Here is a 13578-nt window from a genome sequence, read left to right as displayed (position 1 = left end):
AAGGGGCGCAGCATCCCTGTAGGAGCGCGCCCCGCGCGCGAAGCCGCTGCCTGCGCCAAACGTTTCAGCATCGCCGCTTCGTTGGTTTTTCGCGCGCAGGGCGCGCTCCTACACGTATTTAATTCGAGGTAGCCCGATGTCCGCTTCTCCCGTCACCCGCGATACCCATATTCTCGATCCCGGCTTCGAGCTGACCCTGCGGCCGATGAAATACCCGCAGTTCTACGAGATGTATCGCGCGGCGATCCGCAACACCTGGACCGTGGAAGAAGTGGATTTCTCGCTCGACACCACCGACCTGAAGTCGAAGATGTCGGATGCGGACCGTCACCTGATCCATCGTCTGGTCGCGTTCTTCGCCACCGGCGACACCATCGTGTCGAACAACCTGGTACTCAATCTGTACCAGCACGTGAACTCGCCCGAAGCGCGCATGTACCTTTCGCGCCAGCTGTACGAAGAAGCGCTGCACGTGCAGTTCTACCTCACGCTGCTGGACACCTACATTCCGGAACCGGCCGAGCGCAACAAGGCCTTCGCCGCGATCGAGAGCATCCCGTCGATCCGTCAGAAGGGTGAGTTCTGCTTCAAGTGGATCGACTCGATCCAGAACCTCAACCGTCTCGAGACGCGCGAGCACCGTCGCCAGTTCCTGCTCAACCTGATCTGCTTCGCCGCGTGCATCGAAGGTCTGTTCTTCTTCGCCGCCTTCGCTTACGTGTACTACCTGCGTTCGCGCGGGCTGCTGCACGGCCTGGCCTCGGGCACCAACTGGGTGTTCCGCGACGAGTCCGGCCACATGGCGTTCGCCTTCGAGGTCGTGCGCACCGTGCGCGAGCAGGAGCCGGACCTCTTCGACGACCAGATGCGCCAGGAAGTCGAAGCGATGCTCGAGGACGCCATCGCCTGCGAGACCCAGTTCGCCGCCGACGTGCTCTCGGGCGGCGTGGCCGGCCTGTCGGTCAACGACATGCGCCAGTACCTCGAATACTGCGCCGACCAGCGTCTGGTCCAGCTGGACATGCCCAAGAAGTATGGCTCGAAGAATCCGTTCGACTTCATGGACCTGCAGGACGTCCAGGAACTGACCAACTTCTTCGAGCGCCGCGTGTCGTCGTACCAGGTCGGCGTGCAGGGCGAGGTCGCGTTCGACCAGTCGTTCTGAGGAAACGGGGGACCCTGTATGATGCATGCTGCACTGCAACAGGATTCGTCCCCCATGACCGCTATCGACCGTCCCACCGAGGCTCGCGTCCTCGAAATCGTCTTCCCCGACCACACCAACCACCTCGGCACGCTGTTCGGCGGCCAGGCGCTGGCGTGGATGGATAAGGCCGCCTTTCTGGCGGCCTCGCGTTACTCCCGCCAGATCGTCGTCACCGCCCGTTCGGAGCAGGTCGACTTCCACGTGCCCGTTCGTAAAGGCCAGATGGTCGAGCTGATCGCCACGGTGATTTCGGTGGGTCGTACGTCGATGAAGATCGACGTGGCGATGTACACCGAGGATCTGATCACCGGCGCGCGCGAGCTGTGCACGCGGGGCACGTTCACGATGATCGCGCTGGACAGCGAGTACAAGCCGACGCCCGTGCAGCCGCTGCCCGCAGCCGCATAAAAAGAGGCGCTTGACCTAGAGCGCACTCGAAGGCGTAGGCTTTCGGCATGACCACCTACCTGACCATCGCCGAGGCCGCCCTGGCGACCGGCCTGACCGTCCATACCCTGCGTTATTACGAGCAGATCGGCCTGATCGACCCGGTGCCGCGCCGCAGCGGCCAGCGGGTATACGGCGAGCACGAGCTCGCCCTGCTGCGTTTCGTCGTCCACATGCGCGCCACCGGCATGTCGATGCGTACGCTGCAGGAGTATTCCGAGCTGCGCCGCCAGGGTGAGACGCCCGACAGCATCCGCCTGCGCGGCGACCTGCTGGCACGCCACGCCGCTTTTCTGCGCGACGAACTGGTCACCCTGACCGAGACGATCGCGCGGCTGGACAAGAAGATCGCCATGTACCGCTCCGCGTATGGCGAGGAAGGTGTGTCATTCCCTGAACCGGCGCCTCCTGCCGTGACGGCGCCCCCGCCGCCCACGGCGCGGCCCCGCGAAAAGACCCCCACCTTCCCGCGCAGGAAACAGGCATGAAGACACGCAAACTCGGTAAGAACGGCCCGGACGTATCGGCTCAGGGCCTCGGCTGCATGGGCATGAGCGAGTTCTACGGCCCCGGCGACGAGAAAGAGTCCATCGCGACACTGGAAACGGCGCTGGATCTGGGCATCACCTTCTGGGACACCTCCGACGCCTACGGCCCGCACACCAATGAAGAACTGATTGGCCGCTTTCTCGGCGGTCGTCGCGACAAGGTGTTCCTCGCCACCAAGTTCGGCATCGTGCGCGATCCGAACGACCCGTCGAAGCGCGGCATCAGCGGTCGCCCGGAATACGTGCGCGAGTCGGTGGAAGGCAGCCTGCGCCGCCTGAAGACCGATCACATCGACCTGTATTACCAGCACCGCGTGGACGCCAACGTGCCCATCGAGGAAACCGTCGGCGCCATGGCGCGGCTGGTCGAGGAAGGCAAGGTGCGTTACCTCGGTCTTTCCGAAGCCTCGGCCGAGTCGATCCGCAAGGCGGCGGGCGTACACCGGATCACCGCCCTGCAGAGCGAGTACTCCCTGTGGACGCGCGATCCGGAAACCACCGGCACGCTGGCCGCCTGCCGCGAGCACGACATCGGGCTGGTCGCGTATAGCCCACTGGGCCGAGGCTTCCTCACCGGTGCGATCACCTCGCCGGACGACTTCGCCGAGGACGACTATCGCCGCAACAATCCGCGTTTCGAGGGCGAGAACTTCACGAAGAACCTCGAGATCGTCGAAAAGGTCCGCCGCTTCGCCACCGACAAGGGCTGCACGCCGGGTCAGCTGGCGCTGGCGTGGGTGCTGGCGAAGGGTGAGGACATCGTGCCGATCCCAGGCACCAAGCGTGTGAAGTACCTGAAGGAAAACGCCGGCGCCGATGACGTCAGCCTTACGGCTACCGAGATCGCCGAGATCGACGCGGTGTTCCCGCCGGATGCGGCGCTTGGCGATCGTTATCAGAGCAGCATGATGGGCTTCGTCAACGCCTGAACGCCCGGACAGCCGCCCCGATACCGGTACCCGGTCGCGGGGCGGTCGTCCCTTATAATGGCGGCCTTTACCGCCGCCGTTGCCGCCATGTCGTCCCCCGAACATTCGCCCCTGGGCAAGTCCACCGTCTACGCGGATCGCTACGACGCCGGCCTGCTGTTTCCCATTCCCCGCCAGGGCAAGCGCGATGAGATCGGCGTGGCGGAAGCCGCGTTGCCCTTCCACGGGGTGGACGTGTGGAACGGCTACGAGCTTTCGTGGCTGGATAAACGCGGCAAGCCGCACGTGGCGGTGGCTGAATTCCGCTTTCCGGCGACGACGCCCAACATCGTTGAATCGAAGTCGTTCAAGCTGTATCTGAACAGCTTTGCCCAGGAACGCGTGGCCGATGCGGCGACACTGCGCCAGACACTGGTCCGCGATCTCTCAGCCGCCGCGGGTGGTCCGGTCGGCATCGTCCTGCACGCGCCCGGCGAGCTGGACGGCACTCCAATCTCGGAGCCGGAAGGCCTGCTGCTGGACACGCAGGAGCTGGATTTCGACAGCTACGGCCCGCCCAGGGCGGATTTCCTCGTCACGAACGACGGGGACGCCCGCGAAGTGCTGGTGTCGCACCTGCTCCGCTCCAACTGCCCGGTCACCGGCCAGCCGGACTGGGGCAGCGTGCAGATCGCCTATGCCGGCGCGCCGATCGACCGCGCGGGCCTGCTTCGCTACCTCGTCTCCTTCCGTAACCACACGGAATTCCACGAGCAGTGCGTCGAGCGCATCTTCATGGATGTCACGGCCCGCTGCGCGCCCCGCGAGTTGTCCGTGTACGCCCGATACACCCGTCGTGGCGGCCTGGACATCAATCCGTTCCGCAGCACGGACCCGGCCGCCGTGCCGGCCAACCCGCGGGGCGCCCGGCAATAATGAATGACACATTCATGCGTTCTTCATTGGTCTTGCCTTTAGTTGTGTAGCCTGTACTCTGCGGCGGCCAAGGGGATCGGCCCCGATACCGCCCCGTTCGAACCTGACTCGTCATTCCGGAATCCAGACATGAAGCTTTCCTTCCGCTCGTACGCCCTCTGCACGGCCACCGTTGCCGGCCTGCTGGTCCTCACCGCCTGCGGCAAGAAGGAAGAGCAGCAGAACACCGCGCCGGCCGCTGCCGCGACCGCCCCGGCTCCGGCCGCCGCCCCTGCGGCGGCGACCACGGCGCCGGCCGCGCCTGCCACCTCGCCCACCGCCGCTGCCGCTCCGGCTGCTCCGGCCGCCGCCCCGGCTGCGCCCGCCGCCGCCAGCGAGTCGCTGAAGGTCGGTTCGGTCACCCTCGGCAGCGCCGTCGGCGCCGACAAGAAGGTCGCCAAGGCGAAGAACGCCTTCGCCCCGGGCGACAAGACCATCTACGCTTCGGTCGCCACCGAAGGCACCACTGCCGGCGCTACGCTGAACGCGAAGTGGACCTTCCAGGACGGCGAGACCACCACCACGGTCAGCGACATCAGCCAGTCGATCAGCACCGACGGCCCGGCCGTCACCACGTTCAAGATTCAGAATCCGAACGAGTGGCCGGAAGGCAAGTACAAGGTCACCGTGTCGCTCAACGGCCAGGCCGTGGGCAACGAAGCCTTCGAGGTCAAGAAGAAGTAATTCATCGACCCCGATGCGATGGAAAAGGGCAGCGAAAGCTGCCCTTTTTTTTGGGTCCGGCGTGCATTGCCGATGAGGCAACAGGGTCGCGCGCCCGCCCGGATGCGTGTAGACCGTGTCAGCGAGCGGTGAGAACACGCCTCACCGCGTGAAGACGCTCCTTTCAGACCGGCGATGGTCGAATGGCACCCGACTCGACGCGGCGATGGACGCCCGGCGGGGCGCCATCAACCAACCCGCATCCCTAGGAGAAACATCATGCTTCAGTGGGCCGTTATCTTCTTCGTCATTGCGCTGATCGCAGCGATCTTCGGTTTCACCGGCATCGCCGCCGGCGCAGCCAGCATTGCGAAGATCCTGTTCGTGGTCTTCCTGATCCTGTTCATTCTGTCGCTGCTGTTCGGCGGCCTGCGTCGCGGGCCGAGGATATAAGCCTCGACACACCCAGGTAAGAAAGAAGAGCGCCCCGGCCCCAGACCGGGGCGTTGTTCTGTCCGCGGTACGGATTTCCCACACTGAGGGCCCAGGCCATGAATCGCATTCTCGTGACGCTGCTTGCGTTGTCCATGACCGGCACCGCCATCGCCCAGCAGGCGAAGACGACTGCCACCGATACCGACTTTATCCGGCGCGCCAGCAGTGCCAGCCTGACCGAGATCGCACTGGGCAAACTCGCCGCCGATCAGGCGTCGTCCAGCGACGTGAAGAAATACGCCGAACGCATGGTCGCCGACCACACGAAGGCAAACGAGTCGCTGGGCAAGCTTGCGGGTAGCAAGGGCGTGCAGATTGCGGTCGCACCGGAGCCGGCGCAGCAACAGGACATCGACCGGATGAAGGGCCTGGACGGTGCGAAGTTCGACCGCGCTTACTCCGATGCGATGGTTCGGGACCACAAGCTGGCCACAGGCCTCTACGAACTCGAAGCGGAAAAAGGCGAAGACGTGGACATCCGCGATTACGCGCGCGGCCAGCTGCCCATGCTGAAGGAACACGAGAAGCTGGCGCAGAGCCTGCCGCCGTTCTGACGTCGTCGCGATGCGCTGTCGATCAGGCCAGGTGCCGCTTCAGAAACTCACACGCTCCGGATGTCAGCACCGAAGCAGTTGAGCCCTAAGTGGCGTGATTGGGCATACCCAGCAGTTCCGACAGTCCACCCCAGAGCAACTGGATGCCAATGCAAAAAATCACGAAGGCCAGCAGTTGCAGAATGACCTTGGTGCGCTCCTTGCCCAGCCGGTGCCCTATCCGGTCGGCGTAACGCATGCTCAGATAAATGCTGACGCTGATCGCAGCGAGTGCGACCGCTGCGGCCACGAAGTGCACCCAGTCGACACCATGGCGCGGTGAGCCGGTACCCACGGCGATGGCCACCGCGATGGAGCCCGGCCCCACGGTGAACGGCAGTGTCAGTGGGTAGAACGAGGGGTCGCCATGGTGCCGGTGCACTTTGGCGTCGTCCTCATCATCGTCGTTCGAGCCGTTGAGCATGCGCCAGCCAGCGGCGGCGATGACCAGACCACCGCCGACCCGCAGCACCGGAATCGAGATGCCGAAGAAGGCGAGCACATAAGCCCCGATGAACAGCGATCCGGTCAGCAGGAGCAGGCTGTTGAGGGCGACTTGTCGCGCAAGGCGCTCGCGCTCTTCCGCCGTGGCTACAGGCACGATGCCCAGCGACATCAGCGCCGAGCCGGGCGGGTTCACGATGGGCAGCAAGGCTGCCACGATGACGAAGATGGCCTTACCGATGTCCATCCACATGCGCGCATCGCTCCGGGTCGCCACTATGCAGCGTTGTATACCTCAGTGACGGCCTGCCCGATAGCAGGTAACAGCTGCGCCACGAAGCCAGCCATCGTTACCTCGCCCATGTCGACGGACTTCGCCCCACCACCCGCGACGAGCAGCACATCCAGCTGGTGCTGACCGATCCGGTCGACCCGGGCACGGAAAGTTACGGACTGGCGATCCACGCCGCCCGCGCCGTATCGGCGCAACCCGGGGCGAGCGATACCTTCCGCTAACTTCGACGGGTGTACGCTCGACGGGCTTCCAACCACAGAGAGATGACCCATGGAATACCGTTCGCTTGGCGGCTCCGGCTTGCAGATTCCCGCCCTGATCCTGGGCACCGCGACCTTCGGTGGCGGCAACGAGTTCTTCAAGAAATGGGGCGACACCGACGTCAAGGAGGCAATCTCCATGATCGACGCCTCGCTCGAACTCGGTTGCAACATGTTCGATACCGCGGACGCCTATTCGGGCGGTTTGTCGGAAGAGATTCTCGGCAAGGCCATCGCCGGCCGTCGCGATCAGGTGCTGCTGTCGACCAAGACCGGCATGGGCATGGGTGCCGGACCGAACGACATCGGCACGTCCCGTGACAAGATCATCCGCAGCTGCGAAGCGAGCCTGAAGCGTCTGGGTACCGACTACATCGACCTGTACCACCTGCATGCCTTCGACGCGCTCACGCCCATCGAAGAAATGCTGCATGCCCTCGATACGCTCACGCGCGCCGGCAAGATCCGTTACTTCGGCGTGTCCAACTACTCGGGCTGGCACCTCATGAAGATGCTGGCACTGGCCGACCGCCACGGTTTTACCAGGCCGGTCATCAACCAGGTCTATTACGCCCTGACTGACCGCGAATACGAGTGGGAGCTGATGCCGCTCGGCCTCGACCAGAACGTAGGTGCACTTGTCTGGAGCCCGCTTGCCGGCGCCAAGCTGACCGGCAAGGTCGGTCGCCACAAAAAGCCCGCCGAAGGCAGCCGTGCCGCGACGGACGCGACCTGGGCCGTGCCGGACGAGCACCTGTTCGCGATCACCGACGTGCTCGAAGCCCTCGAGAAAGAGACCGGCCACAGCGTGCCGCAGATCGCCCTCGCCTGGGTGCTCTCGCGTCCCACCGTGTCAGGCATCGCCATCGGCGCACGTAACGTGACTCAGCTGCGCGATAACCTGGGCGCCACGTCGTTCAAGCTGGACGCCGACCAGATCAAGCGTCTCGACGACGCCAGCGCCACGCGTCCGATCTATCCGTACTGGCATCAGCAGACGACTCTGGCGTCGCGCAATCCGAGTCCGGTGACATTGGGCAAGTAAGCGATCGCGGTGCGGGTCGCAGATTCCTGCGATCCGCCCCATGTACGAACGTGCGACGGCGTCGCTGGATTTAGCCCCGCCGGGCGGGCAATCTCGGTGAGGGCCGCCCATGGGCCCTGGTGGCTACGAGGTCTTTGCGTGACGACATTCAACCCGGTGCCGAATGCGCGTGCGCATGCGCTGCGGCTGGCCATGCTGGAAGACGACGACCTGCTGCGCGAACGCGTACTGACGCCGAAACTCGCGCAGTTTGGGTTCGAGGTCACGGCTTGCGCCAGCGCGGCAGCGCTGGATGAGGCGATACGGCGAAACGTACCGGATATCTTCCTGCTCGATATCGGCTTGCCGGACGGCGACGGGTTCGAGGTCGCACGACGGTTGCGCGCGGCGATACCGGCTGCGGGCATCGTCATCCTCACCGGCCGGGGCGATAACGTGGATCGCGTGCGAGGCCTGTTCGAAGGGGCCGACGCCTACCTGTCCAAACCCGTAGAGATCGACGTGCTTGTGGCCACGTTGTACAGCGTCGCTCGACGTCTGCATCCCTCGCCACGAACCCACGAACGATGGGCGCTCAGTCCGGACGAATGGTTTCTGCTCTCGCCTTCCGGTGCGCGCGTGATGCTCAGCAAAAACGAGCGCAAGCTGCTGGAAGCGATGCTTCAACACGCCGATGAGGTGGTGCCGCGTGAGGCGCTGATCGCCGCCCTGACCGATGACGTCCACGCCTTCGACCCGCACCGGCTGGACTCGATGGTCCATCGTTTGCGCCGCAAGGTGCTGGCCGCCATCGGCGAGCCGTTACCCCTCAACGCGGTACATGGGACCGGATACATTCTGCAAGCCTGATTCCACGGCCGAGACGCCCGCCCGCGGTAAGGACAGCCGGATCGTCGTGCCCTGCCCCGGCGTGCTCTCGACCGCGGTCCATCCACCGGCCTGTACTACGAGCCCCTGCACCACGCTGAGTCCGAGACCCGTACCGCGCCCCGCCGGCTTGGTCGTGAAGAAGGGTTCGAACACCTGCGTGCGTATCGACTCCGCCATGCCCATCCCGGTGTCGCTCACCGACAGCACCGTGTGCTCCGCGCCATCCTCGATGGCGATTGTGCAACACCCCCCATCCGGCATGGCGTCTCGCGCGTTCGTCACCAGATTGATGATGGCCAGCTCGAACTGGCTGCGATCGAAACGGATCAGTCGAGGCGCATCGGGCAACCGCAGCCTCAACTCGTTGTGCGAGGAGAGCGACTGCCGCAGCAGCGGATGCAGCTCGCGCAATGCCGCGACCACGTCGAACTCTTCCGTGAATGCCACATCGCGGCGGCTGAAGTTGAGCAGCTTGCGACACACCGCGGTGCCACGGCGGGCGGCCAGTTCGATCCCTTCGAGCGCATCCGCGATGGTCCGCATGTCGCCCGGGGGCAGATCGTCGCTTTCCGGCAGGCGGTCCCGCTCCGTGGAAAACCCCAGGATGATGTCGAAGACGTTGTTGACGTCGTGCGCCACGCCGCTGGCAAGCTTGCCCACCGCGTCCATCTTCTGCGCGTGCAGCAGTTGCTCCTGCGTACGTTCACGCTCGGCGATCTCGCGGACCAGTTGCAGGCGCCGGTGTTCCGATTCGATCAGGCTGTCGCGCAAGGCATGGATACTGCGATCCACGATCAGGGCGATGAGCAGGTAGCTGGTCAGAGCGCGCAGGGGCAGGACGTCGTAGAGGGCCATCATCATCCCGGGAAGATGGCTGGCCGCCGGTGCCTTCAGCGGATCCACGCTCATCACGAGAATGAGCGCTTCGACGCCGTAAGTGATCCACAGCGCCCTTCGGCCCAGCATCAGACCGCTCAGCGCCAGAATCATCATCAGCGTCAGGTTGCCGTCGGTCGCGCGATAACCGAAGGCGGCATAGGCCACCGCGCCGCACGCAAGCATCGTCGCCACGAATTGTGCGACGGCCTGCGAAAAACGACCGCGACGGATGAGGCAAAGACCCAGCCACGCCGACACGGTCATCGCCAGGTCGGTACCGATATCTATCGCCATGGCGGCAGGCGCGCCGATGCGTGCCTTGCCGTAGAAACGATCCTGCAGATACGACCAGTGAAGGCCGAACAGATAGAGCTTGGTCACCGGTATCCGGACACCTTCGAAAATCAGCAACAGCTGCATGAAGGTGGCATTGCGCCGGTCGACCGGATCACGGATCGGCGTGTCGGCGAGCCACTGACGGATACGGGACATCATCGTGCGGCTCCCAGGCAACCGACGGTGAGAATTCGGTGAGAAACGTGCCAGTCGAGCGTGTGTGACTTTGCCGGGAATGTAAAGCTATGGTGGGACAGCGTGCCGAGGGGCAGTCCTCCGGGCTGGGCACGAGCGACGTCACGGCGTTACGGGCTCTTTCCTTCGGGGGTACTATGTCAGCAATTCTTTCCAGGCCTTGGCTGGCCGGCGCGGCGATGCTCATCGCCACCGGCGGCGCGTGCGAGGCACACGCTTCCGTCGACACCGCGGGCAGCACCACGGCGACACCGCTGATCACCAGAACGGTCGACAGCCACCAGATGACCACGCTGCCGGGAAGCATCCCGGCGAGAGTCCATACCAGTGTCGACGCGGGGCCGATGGGCACCGCCGAGGTCATCCCTTCGATGACCCTGGTACTGAAGCGCAGCGCGGAACAGCAGAAGCAGTTCGATGCCTACCTCGCGTCGCTGGATAACCCCTCGTCGCCCAACTTCCACCAGTGGCTGACCGCGCGCCAGGTGGGCGAACGGTTCGGTCCGAGCAGGCAGGACATTGCCGCGGTAAAGACGTGGCTGAGCAGCCAGGGTCTCGGCGTGAAGACCATCTCCGCCGACGGCATGCTGATTCGTTTCACCGGCTCGGTCGGCGCCGTGCAGCAGGCCTTCGGTACCTCGCTGCACCGTTTCAGTGCGAACGGAAAAACGCACTTCGCCAACGCCGCCGAACAGAAGCTGCCGACCGCACTGATACCGGTGGTCCGTGGCGTCGCATCCCTGACCGACTTCTTCCCGGAGCCGCAGGTGAAGAACGTACGGCCGGTGAAGCGCGACAAGCAAGGGGCATGGATCGCCGCCGGCGCGCCCTCCGGCGACTTCAACTTCGTTTATCAGGGAGAGACGTTCTTCGATCTGGTACCCGCGGATTTCGCGACGATCTACAACGTCAATCCGTTGTGGAATCAGGCGAGCCCCGTGCGCGGCGCCGGACAGACTGTGGCCGTGCTGGAAAGAACCAACGTTCTCGATGCCGACATCAAGACCTTCCGCCAGGTATTCCTCCCGACGGATGCCAAAGGTGTCTTCACCCAGGTTCATCCCGCAGCTTTCACCGGCGACACCAGCTGCGTGAATCCCGGTACCAACGGCGATGAAGGTGAGGCCGCGCTCGACGCGGAATGGGCCGGCGCCGCCGCACCCGATGCCGACATCACGCTCGCCTCGTGCCAGGACACCGGCGCGGACTTCGGTGCGTTTCTCGCCGCGCAGAACCTGCTTGAGCAAGCCGCCCCACCACCGATCCTCAGCCTCAGCTACGGCGAGTGCGAACTCGTCAGCGCGGCGGTGGGTGACATCGACGAGGCCAGCGCGCTGTGGGCGACCGCCGCGGCCGAAGGCGTTTCGGTGTTCGTCTCGACCGGTGACTCCGGATCCGCGGGTTGCGACCAGGGACAGTCGGCTTCCAGCTTCGGCCTAGCCGTCAACGGCCTGGGCAGCACGCCGTATAACGTGGCCGTCGGCGGTACCGACTTCAACGACTACAAGCGGACCAGCAAGTACTGGCTGCCCGGTAACGGCGAACTCGGCGCCAGCGCCATCGGCTATATCCCGGAGCAAACCTGGAACGACTCCTGCGCCAGCGCGCAGCTGGATACGATCCTGGGATACAGCGACCCCAACACGGCCTGCAACTCATCCGCCGGGCTCGACTTCCTCAACACGGCGGGCGGAAGCGGCGGACCAAGCTACTACTGGAGTCAGCCCACCTGGCAGCAGGGTCTGGCCGGCATGGATCAGAACGTCACCCGTGCCACACCGGACGTCTCGCTGTTCGCGGCCAACGGCATTTACGGTCACGCGCTGATCTTCTGCATGTCGGACGCCGACGAAGGCGGTACGCCCTGTAATTACCTCAGCCCCACGGACTCGATCTACAACAGCGCGGGCGGCACATCGTTCGCGGCGCCCGCGATGGCCGGCGTGCAGGCCCTGGTGAACCAGTCCAGCGCGGCTCGCCTGGGTAACGTCGCGCCAACGCTGTACAGCCTGGCCCGCAGCCAGTACGGCACCATCGCTTCGCCCGGCACCGGGTGCGCCGCCACGGACGCCACGTGTGTGTTCCACGACGTCGCCACGGGGGATATCGACGTGCCTTGCTTCGCCGGCACCGGCGACTGCTACGTGAAGAGCGGACAGTCGTACGGCATCGTCAGCGATGGCGGTCGTGCATCCCTCGTCACCGCATGGAAGGCCGGCAAGGGCTACGACTATGCGACAGGCCTGGGCTCGATCGACGTGACCCATCTCGCCAACGCCGTGGCCGCCCGGTCGGCACGCGGCAAGACGATCTCGCGCACATGGGATCTGGCCGGCCGCGACGACAGCGGCAACCCCGGCGTCGGTCTCAACGCGATCCTCGACGGCAAGAGCACCTTGCTGCTGGTCGGTCCGAAGACCGGCAACGCCACGTTTGTCCGTATGAACGGCAGCACGGTGCTCAGCACCGACACATGGTTCCCGGGCAGCCGCGATGGCGGCGACACGATCGTCGACGGTTTCCAGGCCGGCGACCAGATCAAGGCCATTCCGTACGACATCTTCGGCGGCACGCTCGCCGGACAGACGGTGATGGAAAGCGATAACCCGACCACGCACACCATGAACCTCGCGATCTACAGCTATGGCTGGGAGGCGTTCCGCTTTCCGTACCCGGCCGGCTGGACGCTGGTCGGCGCGGGCGATGTGGATGACGCGGGCACGCCGCAGCAGATCTGGTTCAACGCCAGCACCAGCCAGCTGTCGTTCTGGACGATCAAGTGCAGCGGTGGCCTCCTGTTTGGCCGTCTGAACGATCTGGACTGCACGCAGGCCGTCGACCGCACGGTACCCGCTCCGGCCGGCTTCACCCCGCATCTGGCCGATCTCAATGGCGACGGCGTAATCGATATCGTCTGGACCAGCGCCAGCCGCGCGGTGAAGTACTGGGTCAACACCGGCAAGGACCGCTTCACCAAGACCGATGCACCGGACGCGTCACCGAACGGCTTCGACCTGATCGGCGCGGGCGAGATCGCCGGCACCGGCAGGACCGACCTGATCTGGTTCAACGCCGCGACCGGCAACATCGGCTGGTGGCTGATGGACGGCACGACGGTGACGGGCCGCAAGACCACGGCGGGCCCGGCGGGTTACAGCGTCGCCACCATCGAGGACTTCGACGGTGACGGTCTGGCGGACGTGTTCTGGACCAACGCCAAGAGAACGGCGTATGTCTGGCAGGGCACCGGCGGCGGCTTCATCTCACAGCAGGTCGCCGACGGGGCGGGCACGCCTTACGTGGTGCCAACCGGCTACAAGGTGCAGATGAACCGTTTGCAGGGCGTGGCCAACCCCATCGCCGCGCACGCCGCCAGGGCGCAGATCGCCGCGGTTTCGCACTGACTCGGGAGAGGTTC

General features: G+C 64.9%; 14 protein-coding genes. 11 read left to right on the top strand and 3 right to left on the bottom strand.

What is annotated here, in order from left to right:
- Nucleotides 1-136 precede the first annotated feature (136 nt).
- From FA85_RS11830 to FA85_RS11795, 8 genes are all read left to right on the top strand, one after another.
- The gene (locus FA85_RS11830) at nucleotides 137-1165 is read left to right on the top strand and encodes a ribonucleotide-diphosphate reductase subunit beta (RefSeq protein ID WP_036116501.1); all 1029 of its coding nucleotides are present in this window, start codon (nucleotides 137-139) and stop codon (nucleotides 1163-1165) included.
- Between the two features lie 54 nt (nucleotides 1166-1219).
- Nucleotides 1220-1615, top strand: coding sequence for an acyl-CoA thioesterase (locus tag FA85_RS11825; RefSeq protein ID WP_036116503.1), 396 nt, complete (start codon nucleotides 1220-1222; stop codon nucleotides 1613-1615).
- A gap of 47 nt (nucleotides 1616-1662) precedes the next feature.
- Complete coding sequence (locus FA85_RS11820; RefSeq protein WP_036116505.1) at nucleotides 1663-2142, top strand: MerR family transcriptional regulator; 480 nt, start codon at nucleotides 1663-1665, stop codon at nucleotides 2140-2142.
- Nucleotides 2139-3131 (top strand): aldo/keto reductase, encoded by a 993-nt coding sequence (locus tag FA85_RS11815; RefSeq protein ID WP_036116507.1) that lies wholly within the window; start codon nucleotides 2139-2141, stop codon nucleotides 3129-3131. Before FA85_RS11820 ends, FA85_RS11815 begins: the two co-directional genes overlap by 4 nt.
- Before the next feature lie 87 nt (nucleotides 3132-3218).
- A complete protein-coding gene (gene queF, locus FA85_RS11810; RefSeq protein ID WP_036118577.1) occupies nucleotides 3219-4046 on the top strand; it encodes an NADPH-dependent 7-cyano-7-deazaguanine reductase QueF in 828 nt (275 codons plus the stop codon).
- 129 nt (nucleotides 4047-4175) lie between these two features.
- A complete protein-coding gene (locus FA85_RS11805) occupies nucleotides 4176-4769 on the top strand; it encodes a hypothetical protein (protein WP_036116508.1) in 594 nt (197 codons plus the stop codon).
- A 258-nt stretch (nucleotides 4770-5027) separates the two neighbouring features.
- On the top strand, nucleotides 5028-5201 hold the full coding sequence (locus FA85_RS21490) for a DUF1328 domain-containing protein (RefSeq protein ID WP_036116509.1): 174 nt from the start codon (nucleotides 5028-5030) through the stop codon (nucleotides 5199-5201).
- Nucleotides 5202-5299: 98 nt separating this feature from the next.
- The gene (locus tag FA85_RS11795; protein WP_051944070.1) at nucleotides 5300-5797 is read left to right on the top strand and encodes a DUF4142 domain-containing protein; all 498 of its coding nucleotides are present in this window, start codon (nucleotides 5300-5302) and stop codon (nucleotides 5795-5797) included.
- An 85-nt stretch (nucleotides 5798-5882) separates the two neighbouring features.
- Here the strand turns inward: FA85_RS11795 and FA85_RS11790 are convergent, their stop codons facing one another.
- Both FA85_RS11790 and FA85_RS11785 read right to left on the bottom strand, forming a co-directional pair.
- Nucleotides 5883-6533, bottom strand: a complete 651-nt coding sequence (locus tag FA85_RS11790; RefSeq protein WP_036116511.1) for a MarC family protein — start codon at nucleotides 6531-6533, stop codon at nucleotides 5883-5885.
- Nucleotides 6534-6556: 23 nt separating this feature from the next.
- Nucleotides 6557-6847, bottom strand: a complete 291-nt coding sequence (locus tag FA85_RS11785) for a hypothetical protein (RefSeq protein WP_036116514.1) — start codon at nucleotides 6845-6847, stop codon at nucleotides 6557-6559.
- Between FA85_RS11785 and FA85_RS11780 the strand changes: the two genes are divergently transcribed.
- Together FA85_RS11780 and FA85_RS11775 are read left to right on the top strand one after the other, a co-directional pair.
- Nucleotides 6846-7880 (top strand): aldo/keto reductase, encoded by a 1035-nt coding sequence (locus tag FA85_RS11780; protein WP_036116516.1) that lies wholly within the window; start codon nucleotides 6846-6848, stop codon nucleotides 7878-7880. The two genes, FA85_RS11785 and FA85_RS11780, sit on opposite strands and share 2 nt — an antisense overlap.
- A gap of 138 nt (nucleotides 7881-8018) precedes the next feature.
- Complete coding sequence (locus FA85_RS11775; protein ID WP_239739905.1) at nucleotides 8019-8729, top strand: response regulator transcription factor; 711 nt, start codon at nucleotides 8019-8021, stop codon at nucleotides 8727-8729.
- Here FA85_RS11775 and FA85_RS11770 read toward each other — a convergent pair.
- Nucleotides 8682-10124: a sensor histidine kinase gene (locus FA85_RS11770; RefSeq protein WP_051944072.1), complete on the bottom strand. Its 1443-nt coding sequence runs from the start codon at nucleotides 10122-10124 to the stop codon at nucleotides 8682-8684. The genes FA85_RS11775 and FA85_RS11770 overlap by 48 nt on opposite strands.
- A gap of 173 nt (nucleotides 10125-10297) precedes the next feature.
- On the opposite strand from FA85_RS11770, the gene FA85_RS11765 reads away from it, so the two are divergent.
- On the top strand, nucleotides 10298-13564 hold the full coding sequence (locus FA85_RS11765; protein WP_197056535.1) for a protease pro-enzyme activation domain-containing protein: 3267 nt from the start codon (nucleotides 10298-10300) through the stop codon (nucleotides 13562-13564).
- Nucleotides 13565-13578 lie beyond the last annotated feature (14 nt).

The sequence above is a fragment of the Luteibacter mycovicinus genome (assembly GCF_000745235.1).
Classification (GTDB): Bacteria; Pseudomonadota; Gammaproteobacteria; order Xanthomonadales; family Rhodanobacteraceae; genus Luteibacter; species Luteibacter mycovicinus.
This window is presented reverse-complemented; position numbering and strand designations above follow the sequence as displayed.